Annotated in this window: 21 protein-coding genes; 4 read left to right on the top strand and 17 right to left on the bottom strand. The window is 62.8% G+C overall.

The genetic code is table 11. The features are described from left to right. Window positions 1-18: 18 nt before the first annotated feature. Genes P8Q88_RS10390 through P8Q88_RS10405 form a run of 4 tightly spaced genes read right to left on the bottom strand, consistent with a single transcriptional unit; the run spans window position 19 to window position 3,885 of the window. Window positions 19-963: an acetyl-CoA carboxylase carboxyltransferase subunit alpha gene (locus tag P8Q88_RS10390; protein WP_278323766.1), complete on the bottom strand. Its 945-nt coding sequence runs from the start codon at window positions 961-963 to the stop codon at window positions 19-21. 10 nt (window positions 964-973) lie between these two features. Next, on the bottom strand, window positions 974-1,861 hold the full coding sequence (locus P8Q88_RS10395) for a tyrosine recombinase (protein ID WP_278323767.1): 888 nt from the start codon (window positions 1,859-1,861) through the stop codon (window positions 974-976). 30 nt (window positions 1,862-1,891) lie between these two features. After that, window positions 1,892-3,754, bottom strand: a complete 1,863-nt coding sequence (locus P8Q88_RS10400) for a hypothetical protein (RefSeq protein WP_278323768.1) — start codon at window positions 3,752-3,754, stop codon at window positions 1,892-1,894. Beyond that, complete coding sequence (locus tag P8Q88_RS10405; protein ID WP_278323769.1) at window positions 3,751-3,885, bottom strand: hypothetical protein; 135 nt, start codon at window positions 3,883-3,885, stop codon at window positions 3,751-3,753. The genes P8Q88_RS10400 and P8Q88_RS10405 overlap by 4 nt, the downstream gene beginning before the upstream one ends. Before the next feature lie 75 nt (window positions 3,886-3,960). Between P8Q88_RS10405 and P8Q88_RS10410 the strand changes: the two genes are divergently transcribed. From P8Q88_RS10410 to P8Q88_RS10425, 4 genes are read left to right on the top strand one after another with little or no spacing between them, the layout of a single operon-like run. Next, window positions 3,961-4,527: a shikimate kinase gene (locus tag P8Q88_RS10410; RefSeq protein WP_278323770.1), complete on the top strand. Its 567-nt coding sequence runs from the start codon at window positions 3,961-3,963 to the stop codon at window positions 4,525-4,527. Further along, complete coding sequence (gene aroB, locus P8Q88_RS10415) at window positions 4,518-5,639, top strand: 3-dehydroquinate synthase (RefSeq protein WP_278323771.1); 1,122 nt, start codon at window positions 4,518-4,520, stop codon at window positions 5,637-5,639. Before P8Q88_RS10410 ends, aroB begins: the two co-directional genes overlap by 10 nt. A 32-nt stretch (window positions 5,640-5,671) precedes the next feature. Beyond that, window positions 5,672-6,442, top strand: a complete 771-nt coding sequence (locus tag P8Q88_RS10420; RefSeq protein ID WP_278324479.1) for a cyclase family protein — start codon at window positions 5,672-5,674, stop codon at window positions 6,440-6,442. Next, on the top strand, window positions 6,443-7,000 hold the full coding sequence (locus P8Q88_RS10425; RefSeq protein ID WP_278323772.1) for a chloramphenicol phosphotransferase CPT family protein: 558 nt from the start codon (window positions 6,443-6,445) through the stop codon (window positions 6,998-7,000). Here the strand turns inward: P8Q88_RS10425 and P8Q88_RS10430 are convergent. The 13 genes from P8Q88_RS10430 to P8Q88_RS10490 form a co-directional block, all read right to left on the bottom strand. After that, complete coding sequence (locus tag P8Q88_RS10430; RefSeq protein WP_278323773.1) at window positions 6,997-7,257, bottom strand: hypothetical protein; 261 nt, start codon at window positions 7,255-7,257, stop codon at window positions 6,997-6,999. The two genes, P8Q88_RS10425 and P8Q88_RS10430, sit on opposite strands and share 4 nt — an antisense overlap. Window positions 7,258-7,437: 180 nt before the next feature. Beyond that, complete coding sequence (locus P8Q88_RS10435; RefSeq protein ID WP_278323774.1) at window positions 7,438-9,492, bottom strand: acetyl-CoA carboxylase biotin carboxylase subunit; 2,055 nt, start codon at window positions 9,490-9,492, stop codon at window positions 7,438-7,440. A 75-nt stretch (window positions 9,493-9,567) separates the two neighbouring features. Further along, a complete protein-coding gene (locus P8Q88_RS10440) occupies window positions 9,568-10,014 on the bottom strand; it encodes a hypothetical protein (RefSeq protein ID WP_278323775.1) in 447 nt (148 codons plus the stop codon). 135 nt (window positions 10,015-10,149) lie between these two features. Continuing rightward, complete coding sequence (locus P8Q88_RS10445) at window positions 10,150-10,932, bottom strand: heme-dependent oxidative N-demethylase family protein (RefSeq protein WP_278323776.1); 783 nt, start codon at window positions 10,930-10,932, stop codon at window positions 10,150-10,152. After that, the gene (locus P8Q88_RS10450; protein ID WP_278323777.1) at window positions 10,929-11,147 is read right to left on the bottom strand and encodes a hypothetical protein; all 219 of its coding nucleotides are present in this window, start codon (window positions 11,145-11,147) and stop codon (window positions 10,929-10,931) included. Before P8Q88_RS10450 ends, P8Q88_RS10445 begins: the two co-directional genes overlap by 4 nt. Further along, the gene (gene bioB / locus P8Q88_RS10455; RefSeq protein ID WP_278323778.1) at window positions 11,144-12,166 is read right to left on the bottom strand and encodes a biotin synthase BioB; all 1,023 of its coding nucleotides are present in this window, start codon (window positions 12,164-12,166) and stop codon (window positions 11,144-11,146) included. Before bioB ends, P8Q88_RS10450 begins: the two co-directional genes overlap by 4 nt. Then, on the bottom strand, window positions 12,163-12,705 hold the full coding sequence (locus P8Q88_RS10460; RefSeq protein ID WP_278323779.1) for a hypothetical protein: 543 nt from the start codon (window positions 12,703-12,705) through the stop codon (window positions 12,163-12,165). Before P8Q88_RS10460 ends, bioB begins: the two co-directional genes overlap by 4 nt. Then, the gene (scpA, locus tag P8Q88_RS10465; protein WP_278323780.1) at window positions 12,702-14,858 is read right to left on the bottom strand and encodes a methylmalonyl-CoA mutase; all 2,157 of its coding nucleotides are present in this window, start codon (window positions 14,856-14,858) and stop codon (window positions 12,702-12,704) included. Before scpA ends, P8Q88_RS10460 begins: the two co-directional genes overlap by 4 nt. Window positions 14,859-14,866: 8 nt before the next feature. After that, on the bottom strand, window positions 14,867-15,478 hold the full coding sequence (locus tag P8Q88_RS10470) for a glutathione S-transferase family protein (RefSeq protein ID WP_278323781.1): 612 nt from the start codon (window positions 15,476-15,478) through the stop codon (window positions 14,867-14,869). A gap of 23 nt (window positions 15,479-15,501) precedes the next feature. Continuing rightward, window positions 15,502-15,963, bottom strand: coding sequence for a methylmalonyl-CoA epimerase (gene mce / locus P8Q88_RS10475; RefSeq protein ID WP_278323782.1), 462 nt, complete (start codon window positions 15,961-15,963; stop codon window positions 15,502-15,504). 80 nt (window positions 15,964-16,043) lie between these two features. Continuing rightward, window positions 16,044-18,083: a S9 family peptidase gene (locus P8Q88_RS10480; RefSeq protein ID WP_278323783.1), complete on the bottom strand. Its 2,040-nt coding sequence runs from the start codon at window positions 18,081-18,083 to the stop codon at window positions 16,044-16,046. Window positions 18,084-18,253: 170 nt separating this feature from the next. After that, window positions 18,254-18,724, bottom strand: coding sequence for a hypothetical protein (locus P8Q88_RS10485; RefSeq protein ID WP_278323784.1), 471 nt, complete (start codon window positions 18,722-18,724; stop codon window positions 18,254-18,256). A 9-nt stretch (window positions 18,725-18,733) separates the two neighbouring features. After that, entirely contained in the window at window positions 18,734-20,266 is a 1,533-nt protein-coding gene (locus tag P8Q88_RS10490; protein ID WP_278323785.1) for an acyl-CoA carboxylase subunit beta, read from the bottom strand. Between the last annotated feature and the right edge of the window lie 22 nt (window positions 20,267-20,288).

The following is a 20,288-nucleotide window of genomic DNA, read 5'->3' on the forward strand; positions in this document are numbered from 1 at the left end:
CCGCGCTGTTGCAAGGGCTTACCCGGCGATGCGCAGAAAGCGTTCCTCGCGCATGCGACGCAGTTCAGGGCCGGATTGGCGCGTGAGTTTGTCCAACTCCTCGGCGATGGCCCCGCCCAGCGAGATCGCCGCAGCGCGCGGATCGCGATGCGCGCCGCCGACAGGTTCCGGCACGATCCTGTCGATCACACCCAGTTCGGCGAGATCCTGCGCCGTTACTTTCATCGCCTCGGCCGCATCGGGCGCCTTTTCCGCCGTCCGCCACAAGATCGACGCGCATCCTTCGGGAGAGATGACGGAATAGACCGCATGCTCCATCATCAGCACGCGTTCCGCGCTGGCAAGCGCCACGGCGCCGCCCGAACCGCCCTCGCCCACGATCGCGGCGACCATCGGAACCGGAAGTGCCAGGCACGCCTCGGTAGAGCGGGCGATCGCTTCTGCCTGCCCGCGTTCCTCGGCCTCCACACCTGGAAAAGCACCCGACGTATCGACCAGCGTCACGACCGGCAGGCCAAACCGCCCAGCCAGTTCCATCAGCCGGATTGCCTTGCGATAGCCTTCGGGCTTGCCCATCCCGAAATTGTGCCGCAACCGGCTCGCGGTATCATTGCCCTTTTCATGGCCGATGAGGACGATCTTGCGCCCGTCGAGCTTGGCGAACCCGCCGAGGATCGCTTCATCCTCGCCGAAGGAACGGTCCCCGCCCAGCGGCACGAATTCGTCGAATGCGTGCTCCACATAGTCGCGAAAGTGCGGGCGCGAAGGGTGGCGCGCAACCTGCGTTTTCTGCCACGGGGTCAGCGCCGCATAGGCGGTTTCGAGCAGAGCGGCGCTTTTCAGTTCGAGGCGCTGCAATTCGTTCGAGATATCAACCTCGTCGCCTTCGGCAGCGGCACGAAGCTCGGCTATCCGCTGTTCGAGTTCGGCGACCGGTTTTTCAAATTCGAGGTAGGAAATCATCGCGCCGTCGCTAGTCCGATGTGCCCCGTTGCGCAAGCGGATGACGCTCGTTCACCAGCTTCACCAGGCGGGCCGCATCGACGTGCGTGTAAATCTGGGTCGTGGAAATGTCGGCATGGCCCAGCAATGTCTGAAGCGCGCGCAGATCCGCCCCACCCTCCAGCAGGTGCGTCGCGAAGGCGTGGCGCAGGACATGCGGGCTGAGTTTTTCGGGCGGCAGCCCGGCGCGAACCGCCAGAGCCTTGACCAGCTGGAACAGGCGGACGCGGGTCAGGTGGCTTTTGCGCGAAGGGAACAGCCACGGCGATTCGCTGTCTCGCTGTTCCAGCCAGCGCGACAGGGCGACCCGCGCGCGCCGGCTGACCGGAACGATGCGCGCCTGCCCGCCCTTTCCGGTGACAGTCAGGAAAGGCTCATCACGCGGCACGGCCGACAGCGGAAGCGAAACCAGTTCGGTTGCCCGCAAGCCCGATCCATAGAGCAGTTCGAGCAGAACCAGCATGCGAATGCCCGCAGCAGACCCGCCCGCTGCATCCTCCTCTGCCTGCGCAAACAATTCCGCGATTTGGTCGTGCGAAAGAATCTTCGGCAATGGACGCCGCGCCGCCGGTCGTGCCAGCGCGCTCGTCGGGTCGTCGCTGCGCAGTCCCTCGTCTGCCAGGAAACCGAAGAACTGCCGAAGCGCGGATAGCTTGCGGGCGACTGTCGATGGAGCCAGCGCAGACCAGCGTTGGGCCAGCTGGCCCAGTTGCGCGGAACTTGCGGCATCGAGCCGACCGACCTGCTCCTGCGCCAATTCGAGATCGCGACGATAGGCAAGGATCGTGTTGCGCGCGGCACCGCGCTCGGCAGCCAGCATTGCCAGAAAATCGTCGATCGATGCTCCCGAGGCGCTCATTTCCAGCCTGGAACCAAGTCAGGCATCATCTCAGGCGCGCGCGACCGCCTCCGCGGCGATCATGCGCGCTTCCGCCTCCAGCCCGACACGGCGCAGGGCAGAGACGATATGATAGAGGTGACGCGGGGTCATCCTCTCCCAGCTGTCGCCCTGCATGCCGAGCCCTGCGAGGATGGCGACAAGCGCCGGATTTTCGACGTCAGCCGCCGCGCTGATCATGCGCGTCCAGCGTGTCTGCCCTCCAAGGCTCATTGAAAGTCGCCGGCTGTATTCGCCGATCTCGTCCGAACCGGCCCGGTCGAGTCCGGCAAGCCCCGCCACGAGCATACGCGACTTCCGCTGCCCCGCAGATTGGTCGGCGTCCACGAAGCTGTCGAGTTCGCCATCGCTTATTGCGGACGCGTGACCTGGGGCAGCCAGCGCGAGCAGCGCCCAGCCAAGCGAGCCTTCTTCGACCACGCCCGACCAGCGCATGGCATCGCGATCGAGGCCGGCAGTCAGCATCGAAGCGATCAGTTCCCCGGCATCACTATCAAGCGCGTCGGAGGCGGGAAGCCGGGCGGCAGCGTAGGCGGTAAGGACCTTGCGACCGTAGGCGGTTTCACCGGCATCGTTCCAGAGGTCGCGAATGGCAGCGAAGCGGGCAGCAGGGTCGGCTCCGACATAGGCTTCGCGCAGACGCGAGGCGCGACGATAGGCGTCGCTATCATCCCCGCCCGCAGCATATATCTGGCTGTAGAGATCGACCATCGCATTCGCGGAATAGAGGCCGCTCTGGGCAGCAAGATCCGCGGCATCAACGCGCTCTGCCGGTGCGAGCGCGGGTGTGAGTGCCGCGCTCTTCAAGAGGTTGGCGCCGAGGTCTTCGGTGAGCCCCTCGGGCACCGGCTCGCCCAGCGCATTGGCCAGCGCAAAGCGCCACGGTGTCAGGTCCTCGACCCCGTCCCACTCGATCGTCACGGCCCGGCGACCGGTTCCAGCCGCTCCTGCAAATCGCTGTGCAAAGAGAATATCGATCGCCTCGCCCTCGCCACGAGACTGGAGGCGACGCAGATCGTTCTGGGCGCGCGTCTCCTCCCCCGCATAGGCGGCGCAGATGCCGGCCAGCATCTGCCACTGCGGAGTGTCGCGACCGCTCTGTGCGAGACGCACGGCCGGGCATGCTCCCACGATGTCCGCCGTGCCGATATAGGCATCGATCGCCGCATCGGTGAGTTCGGGCGAGTAATTCGCTGTGTCGATATCCTGCACCAGCGCGCGGGCAACCGCATGTTCGCCCATGGCATTGAGTGCCCGCACGCGCAGCGTGGCGAACTCGGCCGGGTCCATGCCGTCGGGCGCGGCAAGACGGCTGGCGAGCGCGCGGCGCAAGAGAATGTGGCCCCAGCGCGACACCACCGGCCCGGTCATCCCCGCTAGCGCCGCACGCACCAGGGCTGAAGGCTGTCGGCCCAGCGATCCGGCGGGCATGCCGCCTTCCGCGGGCGCCAGCAGACCGGCTTGCGCCATCGACCGTTGGGCAGCCGGTGGAATGTCGAACTTCGGCTTCAGCCCGAGCAACTCGTCAAGCTCGTCGGTGGACATGCGCTCGAGTTCCTCGAGCGTTGGAAGATTTGCCAGATCGAAGCCGTCGGCACTCGGAGTGGGTCCACCGTCCGATCGATCCGGAAGCGGCTGGACGATCTCGCCCGGGGTCCGGTTCACGCCGTCGGCTCCAGGCGTGGCGGTCGGCGTCGCCGATGGCGTTGCCGGGGATTGTCGCGGCGTCGGGCTCGGGCTGGGCGAAGGTTGGTCGAAGCCCGGCGGCAGAAGGTCCGCCGGCGCGGATTGTGCCCATACTATCGAGGAACACAGAGCCAGGGCGCCGCCGCCGATCAGCCAGCCGGTCTTCATCGCGCGGCTCCCGGCGTCGCAATCTCCTGCTCGATCGGGTGGAGCGGCTCCTGCCCGCCATCGATCCATGCAACGACCAGCAATACACCGATGATCGTCGCCACGACGCCCATGATACGCTTCGAGTTCATCGCCAAGATTTTCGCGTCCCGCCTGAAGTGCTGATACCTTGCCCGCGCCCTAGCGCATCTCTAGGCACGGCGGCAATGACCCACGCGCACGCCCTGCCCCTCGACCGTGTCGCCGCGATTGCCGGACGGATAGATCGCCCGATCGTGCTGGTCGGCCTGATGGGCGTGGGCAAATCGACCGTGGGGCGAAGGCTTGCCGCGCTTCTGGAGACCGGTTTCGTCGACGCGGATGAGGAGATCGAGCGCGCTGCCGACCGAAGCGTCGCCGAAATATTCGATGCGCATGGCGAAACCTATTTTCGCGAGGGCGAACGCCGCGTGATCGCGCGGCTGATGGAAGAAGACCATGGCGTGATCGCCACCGGGGGCGGCGCCTTCGTCAATGCCGAAACGCGGCGCCTGATCCTCGACACCGCGATTGCCGTTTGGCTCGATTGCGACATCGACACGCTGGTCGAGCGGACCGGTCGGCGCAACACCCGGCCGCTGTTGCAGAAGGGCGACCCCCGCGAAATCCTGACCGGGCTTAAGGATCAGCGCAGCGCCGCCTATGCCGAGGCGCAGATTCACGTCGTGACCGACGACGGTCCGCACCAGCAGACGGTGCTACGCATTCTGGAGGCGATCGACGCATGGCTATAATCCCGGTCGAACTGGCAGGCCGGAGCTACGACGTGCATGTCGGTCATGGCCTGCTGGACAATGCGTTGGTTAAGGCCCGCAAATTCGTGGAGCCCTTTTCCGGGCGCAAGGTGCCGGTCGTGGCCGACCGTAAAGCCATGGATCACCACGGCGAACGCCTGGCGCAGTCGCTGGCTGTGGACGGCTACGCAATCGAATGGTTCGTGGTCGAGCCGGGAGAGACGGCCAAGAGCTGGGCCGGCCTCGAAAAGCTCGTCGACTGGCTACTGGCACTCGGCATAACGCGCAGCGACCATGTTTTCGCCCTCGGTGGCGGCGTGGTCGGCGACCTCACCGGCTTTGCCTGCGCGATCGTGAAGCGCGGATGCGGGTTCGTGCAATTGCCGACCACCTTGCTGGCGCAAGTCGACAGCTCGGTCGGGGGCAAGACCGCGATCAATACCGCGGCGGGCAAGAATCTCGTCGGCGCGTTCCACCAGCCGTCGCTCGTACTCGCCGATCTCGATACGCTGGCCACCCTCCCGCCGCGCGAGTTGCGCGCAGGCTACGCCGAGGTGCTCAAATATGGCGTGCTGGGCGATGCGGAATTCTTCGATTGGCTGGACGATCGTGGCGGTGCAGTTCTCGCGCTGGGCGACGAGGCGCTGGAGCAGGCTGTCGCCACCAGCGTCGCAGCGAAGGCACGGATCGTCGCCGAGGACGAGCGCGAGACCACCGGGACCCGCGCGCTGCTCAATCTAGGGCACACGTTCGGCCATGCGCTGGAGGCGGAGACGGGCTTTTCAGACCGCCTGCTGCATGGCGAAGGGGTGGCGCTGGGAATGGTGCTGGCGGCGCGCTATTCGGCCCGCCGCGGCAATCTGAGCGACGATAGTGCCGCGCGCATCACGCGTGCTATCGATGCGGCAGGGCTTCCGGCAGAGATTTCCGCTCTTGGCCTCGACTGCGATGGGCAGGCATTGGTCGCACATATGCTGCACGACAAGAAGATGGAATCCGGCGGCACCCTGCCCTTCATCCTCCTGCACGATATCGGCTCGGCCTATCTTGCGAAAGACGTCGATCTGGCAGATGTCGCCACATTCCTCGATGGGCAGTTGCAGGCACATTGACGCGCGAAATTGCTGCGCCCATGCTGCGCAGCATGACGCGGTTCGTCGACCTTTCGATCCCCATCACGAACGAGGTCGTTTCCGACCCAGAAGTCATGCGCCCGAAAATCCAGTACATGACCCACGAAAACACGTGGGAGCAGATCGCGATGTTCTTTCCCGGGCTGGAGAAGGAGGATCTGCCGGACGGCGAAGGCTGGGCGGTCGAGATGCTGGAACTGTCCACTCACAATGGGACGCATATGGACGCCCCCTGGCATTATCACTCGACCACCGATGCCGGCGCACGTCCAGCTCCCAGCATCGACGAGGCGCCTCTCGACCGCTTCCTGCGGCCCGGGGTCAAACTGGACTTCAGCCATTTGCCGCACGGCCACGTGGTCAGCAGCGCCGAGGTTGAGGACGCATTCGACGCGATCGAATACGAACTCCGGCCACTCGACATCGTGCTGGTGCAGTCGGGTGCGGTCTATGGGACGGAAAATTTTACCGACCAGGGCGTCGGTCTCGGCGCCGAAGCGACGTTATGGTTGACGGAACGCGGCGTGGAGGTGGTCGGCACGGATGCCTGGAGCTGGGATGCACCGTTCAGCCACACGGCGAAACGCTGGGCCGAGACCCACGATCCGGCGATCATCTGGGAAGGTCACAAGGCCGGTCGCACCCGCCCCTATTACCAGATCGAGAAGCTGACCAATCTCGAGGCGCTGCCCCCTCATGGCTTCACAGTCAGCTGCTTCCCGGTCAAGATCGAACGCGCCAGCGCCGGATGGATCCGCGCAGTGGCGATGATAAAGGACTGATTGGCTCGGGTTATTGTCCTCAATGGGGTGAGCAGCGCAGGCAAATCCTCACTTGCAAAGGCCATGCAGGATCATGCCGGACGCGACTGGCTGCACGTTTCGCTGGACGACTTTATCTCGATGATTCCACCAAAACGAGAGTCTGCGCCCCGTTGGTTTCGCGTCGAGAATGTGGGAGAGCCCGACGCGCCTCCCGAGGTTGCCTTTACCAATGGCCGGTGCGGGGCCGCTCTTACGCAAGCAATGCGCGATTTTGTTGCCGCGGCCGCCAATCACGGGCTCGACATTATAGTCGACTACGTTTGCACGGAGGAGGAAATGGCGGACTATCGCCGCCAGCTAAAGCGACACGAATTGGCGATCGTCCGCGTCGATGTGCCGCTTGAAACGGCCGAGCGGCGCGAGCGGGCACGCGGAGACAGGATGGTCGGACTAGCCCGGCAGCAGCACGCTCGTATTCACGCTGACATTAAGTATGATTACCAGATCAACAACGAGGATGGCGGATTGCAGACGTGCGCAGCCGCAATCCTGGCCAAGTTCGATCGCCTCGACTAGCCTACCCGCGGCTCCAGCCGTGTGACCTTCGCCCCGGCACCGACCGGTTGATAATCGGCCATCATCGCATCGTGTTCGGCAAACAACCGCTCGATCTCGCTGCGCCGTTCAAGCAGCATCTGGGCGATGCCGGGCGCAAGGCTGTCGCCCTCGCCGATCTTGCCGAGGATACCGGCGAGGTCCGCGACCGTCGCCTCTTCCGGGGTCTTGTGATAGTGACCCCGAGTATCGAAAAACCCTGTTCCCCTGTGTGCCATGCGAAACTCCTGTGCGTGGTGCTGCAGAAGCGAACCGAAGGCCAACAGTATCTCCGGCTATGCGATTCGGTAAAAGTCGATTTACCAAGATTCGTAGCGAATCATGCAATTTCGCAAGGAAACGGACGTCTCGCTTTACGGAGATTTCACGCGATTTTCGTTAAGCGCGCGCGGCGCTTGTCATTCGAGTTCGAGAATCACCGCATCGACCGCGAGGCTATCGCCCTCCTCCGCGTTGATCTTGCTCACCACGGCTTCCTTTTCCGCACGCAGGATGTTTTCCATCTTCATCGCCTCGACCGTTGCCAGCGGCTGGCCGGGCTGCACCTCGTCGCCCTCGCCGACATGCAGTTTGACCAGCAGGCCGGGCATCGGACAGATCAGCATCTTCGAAAGATCGGGCGGCTCCTTTTCGATCATGTGCGAAGCAAGATGGGCGATCCGGCTTTGCAGGATGCGCAGTTGGTGCGTGGCGCCTCGCGTGGTCATCGCGTAGCCGGTGCGCGTCGGCGATAGCTGCAGGGTGAACGTTTCGCTCACCTCACCATCGCTCCCGCCAAATTCGACTTCTATCATGACGTCGCCGGGTGTGTATTCCATCTCCAGCGAAACCGGTTCGCCGTCGACGGTGATGGCGTCTTCACCAAGACGAACCTCGAAGGTCGAGGACTCCGCTTCGCGCTCGCCAATACGGATTGACCATTCGCCCGGCGCGTAAAAATCACCGTCAAGCTGCTGATCGATCCGCCGGGCACGGTCGGCATCCGCGGTGGCAATCACTCCGCCAACGGCGGCAAGCACACGCATCAGTTCGTCCGATGCCGGCGCGCCTTGGAACCCTTCCGGATACTCTTCCGCTATGAAGCCGGTCGTCAGGTCACCGGAACGGAAGCGCGGATGCTGCATGATCGCGCTCAGGAAATCGACATTGTGACCCAAGCCTTCGATCCGGAAAGCGTCGAGCGCCTGAACCTGCAGATCCGCCGCCTCGTCGCGCGTTTCGCCCCAGGTGACCAGCTTGGCGATCATCGGGTCATAGTGGATCGACACCTCTCCGCCCTCATAGACGCCATCGTCGACGCGGATGCCATCCACGCCGCGGCGGCCGTTCTCTGCCCCGTCGTCGGTCCAGGGTTCGACCGGGGGCTGGTAATGCACCAGCCGCCCGATGCTGGGCAGGAAACCGCGATAGGGATCCTCGGCATAGACGCGGTTTTCGATCGCCCAGCCGTCGATCTTCACATCATCCTGCGTCATGCCGAGCTTCTCGCCCGCAGCGACACGGATCATCCATTCGACCAGATCGACCCCTGTGATCATCTCGGTCACCGGGTGCTCCACCTGAAGGCGGGTGTTCATCTCGAGGAAGTAGAAGCTCTCGCCGGTCTTGTCGGCCCCGCTGACGATCAGTTCGACCGTGCCCGCGCTGTGATAGCCGACCGCCTTCGACAGGGCGACGCATTGCTCACCCATCGCCTTTCGCATCTTCGGCGTGACGAAAGGCGATGGCGCTTCTTCCACCACCTTCTGGTGGCGACGCTGGATGCTGCATTCGCGCTCGTTCAAGCAAAGCACATTGCCGTGCTTGTCGCCGAGGATCTGGATCTCGATGTGGCGCGGATCCTCGATGAATTTCTCGATGAAGACGCGGTCATCGCCGAAGGAATTGAAGCCCTCGCGCTTGGTCGCCTCGAACCCTTCGCGCACGTCCTTCTCGCTATAGGCGAGGCGCATGCCCTTGCCGCCGCCGCCAGCGCTGGCCTTCATCATCACCGGATAGCCGATGTCGTTGCTGATCTCGACCGCGTGATCGGTATCGCGGATTTCACCGACAAAGCCGGGTACCACATTGACGCCAGCCTCGCGGGCGATCTTCTTGGATTCGATCTTGTCGCCCATCGCGGCGATCGCGTCGGCCGGTGGTCCGATGAAGGCGATGTTCTCTTTGGAGAGCGCTTCGACGAAGCTCGCCCGTTCGGACAGGAAGCCATAGCCCGGATGCACCGCCTCCGCGCCTGTCTGCTTGCAGGCGGCGATGATCTTGTCGGCGACGAGATAGCTTTCGGATGCCTGCGCCGGGCCGATATGGACCGCCTCGTCCGCCATCTTCACGAAGGGCGCGCGGGCATCGGCATCGGAATAGACCGCCACCGTGGCAATGCCCATCCGCTTGGCGGTCTTGATCACGCGACAGGCAATCTCGCCGCGGTTGGCAATCAGAATTTTCGTGAACATTCAGGCTCCGGAAGGCGGCTCGGTTCTTGAGATGCCTATGCCGCCCCCGGGATGCCACTTCAAGTCGAACGCGCCTCAATAGGTCGCGTGGGCATGTCCGACATAGCTGGTCTGCGTCTGAATCAGCGAATCAAACTCCTCGATTATCGCCATCGCCTGTTCCTGCCCGCCGGCCAGCTTGGCCATTTCACCCATCCACGCAATATCGTCGGGCGAGGTGGCCCACGTCATGTCGCTGGGCCCGCCATTCATCGGAAAAACATAAACCGCGTCCCAGTCGCCAGTGTCGAAGTGGATGCCATGGATGCCGCTGTCCCGCCCGGTCTGATTGTCGGCCTTGGCAAAATAATTCTCGATGATCTCCATCGCGCGGGCCCGCTTGCCCTGCTTGAATTTCGTCATGACGACGCGCGCCCAGGTTACGTCCTCCATGCGCTGCGGTGTGTTTGCCTCCTGCGCGGCGGCGGGCACCATCGGCATGGCCAGGCCAAGCGCGGCGGCGATCATAACAAGCTTCTTCATCAGTCCTCTCCCCTTTCGAAGGATAACGACCCTGGAAGCGATCCGGTTTTTATTGTGATGCTGCGTAACCAGCAGGCTTGAGAACAGGCCCAATTCGAGAGCGAGTCAAGCCGCCCGTTCAAGCGACTGGAACCGCTAGACTTTCCCTGCGAAGCCAATCAACGCCTGCGCATAGTGCTCGGCGCCTCGGCGCTCTCCCTCGCCCTCGAGCAGCTTCTCTATGGCGGAGGCGAGTCGCTCGATATTCATCGCGGACAACTGGCCGAGTGGCGAGACGTAGATGCCGATGGTAAAAAGGATAGCGCCGGTTTCGGGCAAGCGGCGCAGGGTCTGGCGCTCGGAGCGCACGAACAGCGTCTTCCCCGCGTTCTCGGGCGTCACGTGCGCAAAGGCGCGTTCGGGCGGTTCGGCAATCCAGCGGCGCTTCCCGGTCGCGGCGATGAACCAGTTGCAGCGCCCGTAAATCGCACCCGGTTTCAACTTGGCCATGAAATTGTCGACGCCGCTTGCCAGCTGCTCTTCATAGCCCTGGATCGGAGCATGAAGCGCGCGCAGCGGCAGGCCCAGTTTCTCGGCAGGCACCCAGTCGGATGGCCATGCGACTGCCGCACCGACAAGCCGGTACTGCTCCTCGCAGGGCGCGAGCGTTAGGAGGCACATGTCCTCGTGATGCGCACGCGCCGCTTCGGGCAAACCGCCGGACAGGCCGAGCAAGGTGGCGAGCTCCGCGCCGGGCGCTTCTGCTTCAGGTGCGAGCTGGATGCCGTCGGGATATGTGGCAAACCCCTCGGCGCGAGCGGCGAGATCGGGTTCGGGCTGGAGCCATTCGCTCTCGTCCAGCCTGGCGAGCCCCATCTTGAGCGTCCCACCACCGCGGGCACGCGGAAGCAATTCATCCACCGAAAAACCGAGACTCATTTTCTCGCTTCGGTCCGGAAGACAAGCAGAAACAAGACGCTCAACGCAAGGCTGGCAATCGCGAGGCCGCCGTAAAGCGGGCCGTAATCGCTACAGAAATCCTGCCCCCACTGGCACTCGAACCGCGGAACGGCGCTGAACCAACCGACAGCGAAAACCAGCGCAACCCCTGCCATGACCGCGCTGGCCAGAAGTGTCGCAGCGCGACGGATCACTCAGCTGGCTCGCCAATCCTGCATGCCTGGCCGGCGGCCCGCATCGGTTCTTGCTGCGCCAGTGCCGTCAGTCCCAGCTTGGCAAACAGCGCAGCATCGCTGTCGTCACCCGCATTGGGCGCTGTCAGCAGCTTGTCGCCGGTGAAGATCGAATTCGCGCCCGCCATGAAGCACAACGCCTGCGTGGCCTCGCTCATGCTCTCGCGGCCTGCGGACAGGCGCACCATGCTCATCGGCATCGTGATACGTGCCACTGCCACGGTGCGGACGAATTCGATATCGTCGATCTTGGCGAGCGGCGTATCGGCCAGCATGTCGCCCAGCACCGTGCCCTTGACCGGCACCAGCGCATTGACCGGCACGCTTTCGGGATGGCGTTCGAGCGTGGCGAGCGTGTGGACGAAGCCCACCCGGTCCTCGCGCGTTTCGCCCATGCCGACGATCCCGCCGCTGCACACATTGATGCCCGCATCGCGCACGTTCTGCAGCGTGTCGAGCCGGTCCTGGTAATTGCGGGTCGAGATCACGCGCTCGTAATATTCCGGCCCGGTGTCGACATTATGGTTGTAGTAATCGAGGCCCGCTTCCTTCAGCATATCCGCCTGTTTCGGCGTCAGCATGCCGAGCGTCATGCAGGTCTCCAGCCCCATCGCACGCACGCCCTTCACGATCTCGACGATGGCGGGCATGTCGCGGTCCTTGGGGTTGCGCCATGCCGCGCCCATGCAGAAGCGCTGGCTACCCTGATCCTTGGCCCGCGCGGCAGATTGCAACACCTCGCGCACATCCATCAGCTTGGTCGCCTCGACGCCGCTATCGGCTTTCACCGACTGCGAGCAATAGCCGCAATCCTCCGGACACCCGCCGGTCTTGATCGACAGCAGCGTGCACAGCTGGACCTGCTCGGGCGGATGGAACTCGCGGTGGACCGTGGCGGCCTGGAAAAGCAGCTCAGTGAAGGGAAGGTCGAACAGCGCCGCGATTTCATCGCGGGTCCAGTTCATGCGGATTTTGTTCATTCAGCAACCTTGGAAATAAATAGGAATAGCTCGGGTTCTTTGTCAGCCAATATTCCGATGTAATCCGAGCCAGAAAAATTTGTGTAGTGACCGATATCCGACGCATCAAAAACCGGTGCTAGAACTGCGCCGAAGTAATGATCAGCCTCATCGGCCTCAATCCGCTCAGCATCGTTGATCGCCAAGCGCATACATTCGTGAAGCTGACTTTCAGTTGATCTGTTCCAGGCTCTTTTGAACTCGAATGCATAGGATTCGGTACCCGCGACGAACCATAGGTCGCCTCTTCCGTCAGCAACGCGCCTTTTATCTGCAGTCTTCCGTTTTTGCGTCTGGTATTCTGAGATTGGATAGTATCCTGCAGAAGCGGCGGCACCCAACAAAAGGCTTACTCCGGGAACTTCGAGTTCTTCGAATGGACGGTAGTCTGGAGCATAATAACGAATTCCTTGAAGGAGCGTGGCTGCTTCACGCAACCATCGCTCTAGGATGCGGTAGTCGTCATCATTCTCTTTTTTTGGCAAAAGGGAGTGCTTCACTCCGCCGCCTCGTCCAAATCTTCGCCCGCAGGCGGCATGTTGTGCCCCAACAGCCGCAGCACATCCGCCGCGCATTCGACCACGTTGCTGCCCGGGCCGTAGATCCCCTGCACTCCGGCATCGCGGAGGAAGTCGTAGTCCTTCTGCGGGATCACGCCGCCGGCGATCACCTTGATGTCTGCGCGGCCCGCGTCCTTCAGCAGGTCGATCAGTTCGGGGATGAGCGTCTTGTGGCCCGCCGCGAGGCTGCTCGCGCCGATGGCGTCAACTTCGTTCTCCAGCGCCATGTCGCGCGCTTCTTCGGGCGTCTGGAACAGCGGGCCGGAGACGACCTCGAAGCCCATGTCGGCAAAGGCGCTGGCGATGACATTCGCGCCGCGATCGTGCCCGTCCTGCCCCATCTTGGCGACCATCAGCTTGGGCGCGCGGCCAAGACGGCGCTCGACCGCCTTCACGCCCTCGACCACCTGTGCGTAGCGCTCGTCGTCCGAATAGGCTTCGGAATACACGCCGCGCACAGGCTTCGGCATGGTATCGTAGCGGCCATAGGCGTCTTCCATCGCCTGGCTGATTTCGCCCAGGGTGGCGTCGTGACGGGCGGCCTCGACCGCCAGCGCAAGTAGGTTGCCCTCGCGCTGCGCCGCGCCGCGAGCCAGCGCGTCGAGCGCTGCCTTGCAGGCGAACTCGTCGCGGCCCGCGCGGACCTGTTCGAGGCGCGCGATCTGGCTCTGGCGGACGGCGTGGTTGTCGATATCGAGCGTGTCGATCTCGTCTTCCTTGTCGCGGCGATATTTGTTCACCCCCACGATCACCGTCTCGCCCCGGTCGACGCTAGCCTGCTTGGCAGCGGCGGCCTGCTCGATCTGCGCCTTGGGTTTGCCGCTGGCGACATATTCGGTCATGCCGCCCGCTGCCTCGACCTCGTCGAGCATCTTCTTCGCCTCGTCCACCAGTGCAGCGGTCAGGCTTTCGATGTAGTAGCTGCCGCCCAGCGGATCGGCGACATTGGTGATGCCGGTCTCTTCCTGGATCACCAGCTGCGTGTTGCGGGCAATGCGGGCAGAGAAGTCGGTGGGCAGCGCGATTGCCTCGTCCAGCGCGTTCGTGTGGAGCGACTGCGTGCCGCCCAGCACCGCCGCCATTGCCTCGATCGTGGTGCGGATGACGTTGTTATAGGGGTCCTGCTCCTGCAAGCTAACGCCGCTGGTCTGGCAATGCGTGCGCAGCATCTTCGACTTGGGGTTCTGCGCCCCCAGCCCGTCCATCACATCGTGCCACAGCGCACGCGCGGCGCGCATCTTGGCGATCTCCATGAAGAAGTTCATGCCGATGCCCCAGAAGAAGGACAGGCGCGGCGCGAAGGCATCGATATCGAGCCCCGCTTCCATGGCGCGCTTGGCGTATTCCTTGCCGTCGGCAATGGTGAAGGCGAGTTCCTGCACCGCGGTCGCCCCGGCTTCGTGCATGTGATAGCCCGAGATCGAAATGCTGTTGAATTTCGGCATGTTGGCCGATGTATATGCGATGATGTCCGAAACGATCCGCATGCTCGGCTCGGGCGGATAGATATAAGTGTTGCGGACCATGAACTCCTTGAGGATGTCGTTCTGGATGGTCCCGGCGAGCTTATCCTGGCTCACTCCCTGACGTTCCGCCGCGACGATGTAGAAAGCCAGCACCGGGATCACCGCGCCGTTCATCGTCATGCTGACGCTCATGGTGTCGAGCGGGATCTGGTCGAACAGGATTTCCATGTCGCGAACGGTGTCGATCGCGACGCCCGCCTTGCCGACATCGCCGACCACGCGCGGGTGGTCGCTGTCATAGCCGCGGTGGGTTGCAAGGTCGAAGGCAACGCTCAGACCCTTCTGTCCTGCGGCAAGGTTACGGCGATAGAAAGCGTTCGATTCCTCGGCGGTGGAGAAGCCCGCATACTGGCGGATGGTCCACGGGCGGCCGGTGTACATCGAGGCATAGGGCCCGCGCGTGAACGGCGCGATGCCTGGGACGCCCGGGTCGAGATCTGCGGTGTCCTCGCTCGTGTAAAGCGGCTTCACATCGATACCCTCGGGCGTGTGCCAGGTCAGATCGCGGCCCTTCACCTCCTTGTCGGCGCGGGCTTTCCAGTCGTCATAAGTGGGTTTGTCGGTCATGGTCGCACTCAGGCTTTTGCACTCGGGCGGGCGGACACGCGCTTGTGCCAGCCGCGCAGGTTTTCGCACTCTTCTGGCATGCCGCAGCCGACGAATTCGGCGAAATCGGCTGTCGTCAGCAGGAGGATGTCGGCCGCGCTATAGGCCGATCCGGCGAGGAAGTCGCGGTCCGCCAGCGACTGGTCGAAGAAGCGGAAGGCCTCGGCCACGCGGGGGCGGTTGGCCTCGCCCCACTCGGCATTGCGGCCGGGCAGCGCAGCGGTGAAGGGATGCGTGTGGACCCAGACTGCGCCGATCGGCGGCATCGCGATCATCTCGACCCGGCGGCTCCACATCTCGATCTCGGCGATTTCGAGCGGCGTGGTACCGAACAGCGGCGGCTCGGGGTGCAGCGCCTCGAGATAGCGCATGATCGCCACGCTCTCGGCAATCACCATCCCGTCCTCCAGCTCGAGGATCGGCGTCTGCCCGCGCGGGTTCTTGGCGACGTATTCGGGCGCCTTCTGCTCGCGCTTGGGGATCGAGACTTCCTGCATCGGCAGGTCGATGCCCTTCTCAGCCGCAAAGATGCGCACGCGGCGCGGATTGGGCGCCGGGTTCGGGCTGTCGTAGAATAGCATTGCGATCCTCTCTCCCGCGCCGGTCAGTTCGACCAGTGCGCATTGTCCTTGGGCGTTTCCATGATCTCGGTCAGCTGGCCCATCATGTCCTTGGGATGGAGGAAGAAGATCGGCGTCCCGTGCGCGCCGATGCGCGTCGGGCCAAGGATGCGCTTGCCCAGTTCCTCGAACCATTTGCGGGCATCTTCGATGTCCTCGACCTCATAACACAGGTGGTGCTGCCCGCCGGCCGGGTTCTTGGCAAGAAAACCGGCGATGGGCGAGGCATCGGACAGCGGCTCGATCAGCTCGATCTGCGTGCCGAAACTGGGTCCGCTCTCGGTCGGATCACCCGGCGTATCGACGAAACAGACCTTCACGCCCTGCTCTTCGAGATCGAACGGTTCGCGTATCTTCGTCGCGCCCATGACGTCGCGGTAGTAGCGGATCGATTCCTCGATCGAGGGCGTCGCGACGCCGACGTGGTTGAGACGACCGAGTTTCATGCACCTGCTCCCGCAAAAACGAATGGCGCGATCCCGCTAACGGAACCGCGCCACTCAATGCAATGCCTATGCTAGCTAAATCACTCGCCGGTGGAGATATCGCCCAACCCCTGGACGTATTCGGCGCCTGCCAGGATTTCCGCCGAGCTTCCTTCGAAGCTCTCGCCGATCGGCTGGACGCGCCCACCGAGGCAGGTGCCAAGGAACCCTTCCATCGCAGCGAAGAAGCTCAGCCGATTCTCCGGCTTTTGGAAGCCGTGTCCCTCATCGGGATAATTGATGTAGGTCACCGGCAGATTCTTTGCCTGCATCGCCGCGACGAGATTGTCGGCCTCTGTCTTGGTCACACGCGGATCGTTGCCGCCCTGCCCGACCAGCAGGGGCACCTTGATGTCGTCGATGCGGCTGATCGCGGAGCGCGCCAGCAAATCCTCGCGCTGCTCGGGATCGGCCGGATCGCCGACATAACGGAACCAGGTCCCTGCAAGGAATGGCTTCCAGTATTCCGGGAAGCTCTCGATCAGCGTCACGAGGCTGGACGGCCCCACGATGTCGACTCCGCAGGCGAACTTGTCGGGCGTGAACGTAACGCCGATCAGCGTGGCGTATCCGCCGTAGCTTCCGCCGCCGATGGCGACCTTGTCCTCCTGCGCGATGCCCTCGCCCACGGCCCAATCGACCGCGTCGATCAGATCGTCATGCATCTTTCCGGCGAATTCGCCGACCGCCGCGTTGGTGAAATCCTTTCCGAAGCCGGTCGAGCCGCGGTAGTTCACGCTAAGCACGGCATAGCCGCGGTTCGCCATCCACTGATGGATCGTGTTGTAGCCATAGCCATCGCGCGCCCACGGCCCGCCATGAACCCACAGCAACATCGGCACCGCCTCGTCGGGGCGACCATCCCCATCGGCATCGCTGCCCGGTGGAAGCGTCAGATAGGACACCAACGTCTTCCCGTCGCGCGACTTCAGTTCCAGCGGATGCATCGGCTGGAGCGGCGCATCGGAAAGATCGGGGCGCGTGGCAAACCACGGCGTCAGCGTGTCGGCGGTACGATCATAGACATAATACTGGCCGGGCGCCTGCGCCGAGCCATCATAGACGATCCAGGTATTGTCGTCCTCCGACCGCGAGGTGACCGAGAATTCGCCTTCCAGATTGGCATCGAGGAAGTCGAGCTCGGCTTGCGCCTCGTCGTTAAGGGCGGTCCACTCGCTCTTCAGATAATTGGTCGAATAGGCGATGGGCTCATAGGTGTCGTTGTCTACCATGATGCCGCTCAGATCGGCATGTTCCGGCTCCACGATCACCCGCCGCTCGCCACTCGTCAGATCGACCGCGACACCTGCTGCAAGGTTCCGGTCGCGGCTGTCGATCATGTAGACCGTGTTGTTGTCGCGCGAAAACTGGACGATGTTGGTGTTGAGCATGTCCTCGCTGGGAATGTCCGCGAAGACTTCTCCCGGCGTCATATCCTCGTTGAGGTAGACCGCCTTCATACCACCGTCGGGCTGGGGCACCATGGCCATGCGCGGCTTGTAGGTATTGTCGGTAATGAAGGCCGCATAGCCGGGGTTCTCGGCGATCAGCGTCCGCTCACCAGTCTCCAGATTGTATTCGTAGAGATCGGTCAGCTGCGGATTGCGCTCGTTCGTGCCGACCAGGATCACGCCCGGACGGTCGCGGCTTGCGCCCATCAGCTGCGCGCGAATGCCGTCGGGCAGCGGGGTGAGGTCGCGGGTTTCGCCGGTGCGCGGGTCGGTGGCATAGACATGGAAGTTCTCGTCCCCGTCATTGTCCTTTACGAACAGGACGTACTTGCTGTCGACCGACCACAGATGATTGGAAATGCCGCGGTGGCGGTCGTCGGTGACGACCTTGCCGTTGGAGGGATCGGAGGCCGGCGCGACCCAGACGTTCATCACGCCTTCGTCCGGCGCGATCCAGCTGACCCATTCGCCATCCGGGCTGATGCGACCCTGCGAGGCAACCGGATTCCCGAACAATTCGCTCCGGTCGATCAGTTCGTATTCGGACAGCGCGTGGTGCTCGGCATGGCCCACACCGGTCATCATGGTCGAAGCGGCAAGCGCCGAGGCTGCCAGCAAGGTTGTCTTCATCGAAATGCCTCCTCCTGATTACGGTAGGGAGGCTATCGTGGAGGGGGTGGGGAGTCTAGGCTACGGAATTGGAAAAACTCACGCATTCGAGCCCATGACATCGCGGTGATAGCGCACTGATTCCGCGATCGAGGGCATCCAAACGCTGATACGGTTGAGGCGTCCGAGTTTCACATTGCACCTAAGATACTAGAAATCGAATAAAATCCATAGATGAAAAGGCCAGTGCTAGCCAAGAGACTCAAAAAGCCAATTCCAAATGGCCAACTATGCTTCTTCAAGCTTCCAAATAATTCCTGATAAGTCGCGAAGTCAGAGACACTATCGGACCAAACAATTCCCACCATTTCATTGGCAGTCGCTGAATAGCCCAAAGATATAAAAAATCCTGAAAAGATCGCAAGAACCATACTCGCAGCGAAAGGCCACAGTTCTCCAACTGACAAGCCTGCCTGTATTAATTCGACCTTTGTGAGGGCAAAAAGTGCTCCGCTATCGACAACGAGAAGTGATGCAATAATCCACTTAAAAAGCGCTGCGGAAGTCGCTTCAGAATCCTCTATTACCTTTTTGACAATCTCTATCCTGAGCGACTTTTTCGCGTCGTCCTTTACAATCTGCTTCGCCGCTTCGTCGACCATTAGCAATCCTCACAGCGGAATGTTATCGTGCTTCTTCCACGGGTTCTCGAGCTGCTTAGTCCGCAGCTTCCTTAGCCCCAGCGCGATCCGCCGCCGCGTGGAGTGCGGGTAGATTACCTCGTCGATATAGCCGCGCTGAGCCGCCACGAAGGGGTTGGCGAAGCGGTCTTCGTATTCCTTCGTTTTCTCGGCGATCTTTTCGGGATCGTCGCGGTCCTGGCGAAAGATGATCTCCACCGCCCCCTTGGCGCCCATCACCGCGATTTCGGCGGTTGGCCAGGCGTAGTTCAAATCACCGCGCAGGTGCTTGGAGGCCATCACGTCATAAGCGCCGCCATAGGCCTTGCGGGTGATCACGGTGATCTTGGGCACGGTCGCCTCGGCATAGGCGAACAGCAGCTTCGCGCCGTGCTTGATGATGCCGTTGTGCTCCTGCGCCGTGCCGGGAAGGAAGCCAGGCACATCGACGAAGGTCAGGATCGGGATTTCGAAGGCATCGCAGAAGCGCACGAAACGCGCGGCCTTCTTGGACGAATTGATGTCGAGCACGCCAGCGAGCACCATCGGCTGGTTCGCCACCACGCCCACCGTGCGCCCTTCAACCCGGCCGAAGCCGCAGATGATGTTGGCGGCGTGGTTCGGCTGAATTTCGAAGAAATCGCCCTCATCCAGCGTCTTCCGGATGACCTCGTGCATGTCGTAGGGCTGGTTGGCATTGTCGGGGATCAGCGTGTCGAGGCTCGGCTCCTCGCGGTCCCAGGCGTCTGCGGTCGGTCGCTCGGGCACTACCTCGCGGTTCGACAGTGGGAGATAGTCGAAGAAATTGCGGGTCGCGAGCAACGTCTCGATGTCGTTCTCGAAGCTGTTGTCGGCGACGGAGGTCTTGGTGGTGTGCGTCTTCGCCCCGCCCAGTTCCTCCTGCGTGACGACCTCGTTGGTCACCGTCTTCACCACATCGGGGCCGGTGACGAACATGTAGCTGCTATCCTCGACCATGAAGATGAAGTCGGTCATCGCGGGGCTGTAGACCGCACCGCCCGCGCATGGCCCCATGATCAGGCTGATCTGCGGAATGACGCCGCTCGCCAGCACATTGCGCTGGAAGACCTCGGCATAGCCACCCAGCGAGGCAACGCCTTCCTGGATGCGCGCGCCACCGCTGTCGTTGAGGCCGATGACGGGCGCGCCGACCTTCATTGCCGTGTCCATCACCTTGCAGATCTTTTCCGCATGCCGCTTGGAAAGAGAGCCGCCGAAGACGGTGAAATCCTGCGAGAAAACGTAGACCAGGCGTCCGTTGATCGTGCCCGACCCGGTAACCACGCCGTCACCCGGGATCTTCTGGTCCTCCATGCCGAAATCGACGCAATCGTGTTCGACATAGCGGTCGAGCTCTTCGAAGCTGCCCTCGTCGAGCAGGACTTCCAGCCGCTCCCGCGCCGTCAGCTTGCCCTTGGCATGCTGCGCATCGATGCGCCTTTGTCCGCCGCCCAACTCGGCAGCTTCGCGGCGACGTTCCATTTCGGCGATATTGGCGGACATGCTCTCTCCGTGAAATCTCTCG

The sequence above is a fragment of the Qipengyuania marincola genome, from assembly GCF_029688625.1.
Classification (GTDB): domain Bacteria; phylum Pseudomonadota; class Alphaproteobacteria; order Sphingomonadales; family Sphingomonadaceae; genus Qipengyuania.

Excerpts from the sequence above, each read along its gene's own strand:
- P8Q88_RS10390 (WP_278323766.1), bottom strand. The coding sequence starts at position 963 with ATGATTTCCTACCTCGAATTTGAAAAACCGGTCGCCGAACTCGAACAG.
- P8Q88_RS10395 (WP_278323767.1), bottom strand. The coding sequence starts at position 1,861 with ATGAGCGCCTCGGGAGCATCGATCGACGATTTTCTGGCAATGCTGGCT.
- P8Q88_RS10400 (WP_278323768.1), bottom strand. The coding sequence starts at position 3,754 with ATGAAGACCGGCTGGCTGATCGGCGGCGGCGCCCTGGCTCTGTGTTCC.
- P8Q88_RS10405 (WP_278323769.1), bottom strand. The coding sequence starts at position 3,885 with ATGAACTCGAAGCGTATCATGGGCGTCGTGGCGACGATCATCGGTGTA.
- P8Q88_RS10410 (WP_278323770.1), top strand. The coding sequence starts at position 3,961 with ATGACCCACGCGCACGCCCTGCCCCTCGACCGTGTCGCCGCGATTGCC.
- aroB (WP_278323771.1), top strand. The coding sequence starts at position 4,518 with ATGGCTATAATCCCGGTCGAACTGGCAGGCCGGAGCTACGACGTGCAT.
- P8Q88_RS10420 (WP_278324479.1), top strand. The coding sequence starts at position 5,672 with ATGACGCGGTTCGTCGACCTTTCGATCCCCATCACGAACGAGGTCGTT.
- P8Q88_RS10430 (WP_278323773.1), bottom strand. The coding sequence starts at position 7,257 with ATGGCACACAGGGGAACAGGGTTTTTCGATACTCGGGGTCACTATCAC.
- P8Q88_RS10435 (WP_278323774.1), bottom strand. The coding sequence starts at position 9,492 with ATGTTCACGAAAATTCTGATTGCCAACCGCGGCGAGATTGCCTGTCGC.
- P8Q88_RS10440 (WP_278323775.1), bottom strand. The coding sequence starts at position 10,014 with ATGAAGAAGCTTGTTATGATCGCCGCCGCGCTTGGCCTGGCCATGCCG.
- P8Q88_RS10445 (WP_278323776.1), bottom strand. The coding sequence starts at position 10,932 with ATGAGTCTCGGTTTTTCGGTGGATGAATTGCTTCCGCGTGCCCGCGGT.
- bioB (WP_278323778.1), bottom strand. The coding sequence starts at position 12,166 with ATGAACAAAATCCGCATGAACTGGACCCGCGATGAAATCGCGGCGCTG.
- scpA (WP_278323780.1), bottom strand. The coding sequence starts at position 14,858 with ATGACCGACAAACCCACTTATGACGACTGGAAAGCCCGCGCCGACAAG.
- P8Q88_RS10470 (WP_278323781.1), bottom strand. The coding sequence starts at position 15,478 with ATGCTATTCTACGACAGCCCGAACCCGGCGCCCAATCCGCGCCGCGTG.
- mce (WP_278323782.1), bottom strand. The coding sequence starts at position 15,963 with ATGAAACTCGGTCGTCTCAACCACGTCGGCGTCGCGACGCCCTCGATC.
- P8Q88_RS10480 (WP_278323783.1), bottom strand. The coding sequence starts at position 18,083 with ATGAAGACAACCTTGCTGGCAGCCTCGGCGCTTGCCGCTTCGACCATG.
- P8Q88_RS10485 (WP_278323784.1), bottom strand. The coding sequence starts at position 18,724 with ATGGTCGACGAAGCGGCGAAGCAGATTGTAAAGGACGACGCGAAAAAG.
- P8Q88_RS10490 (WP_278323785.1), bottom strand. The coding sequence starts at position 20,266 with ATGTCCGCCAATATCGCCGAAATGGAACGTCGCCGCGAAGCTGCCGAG.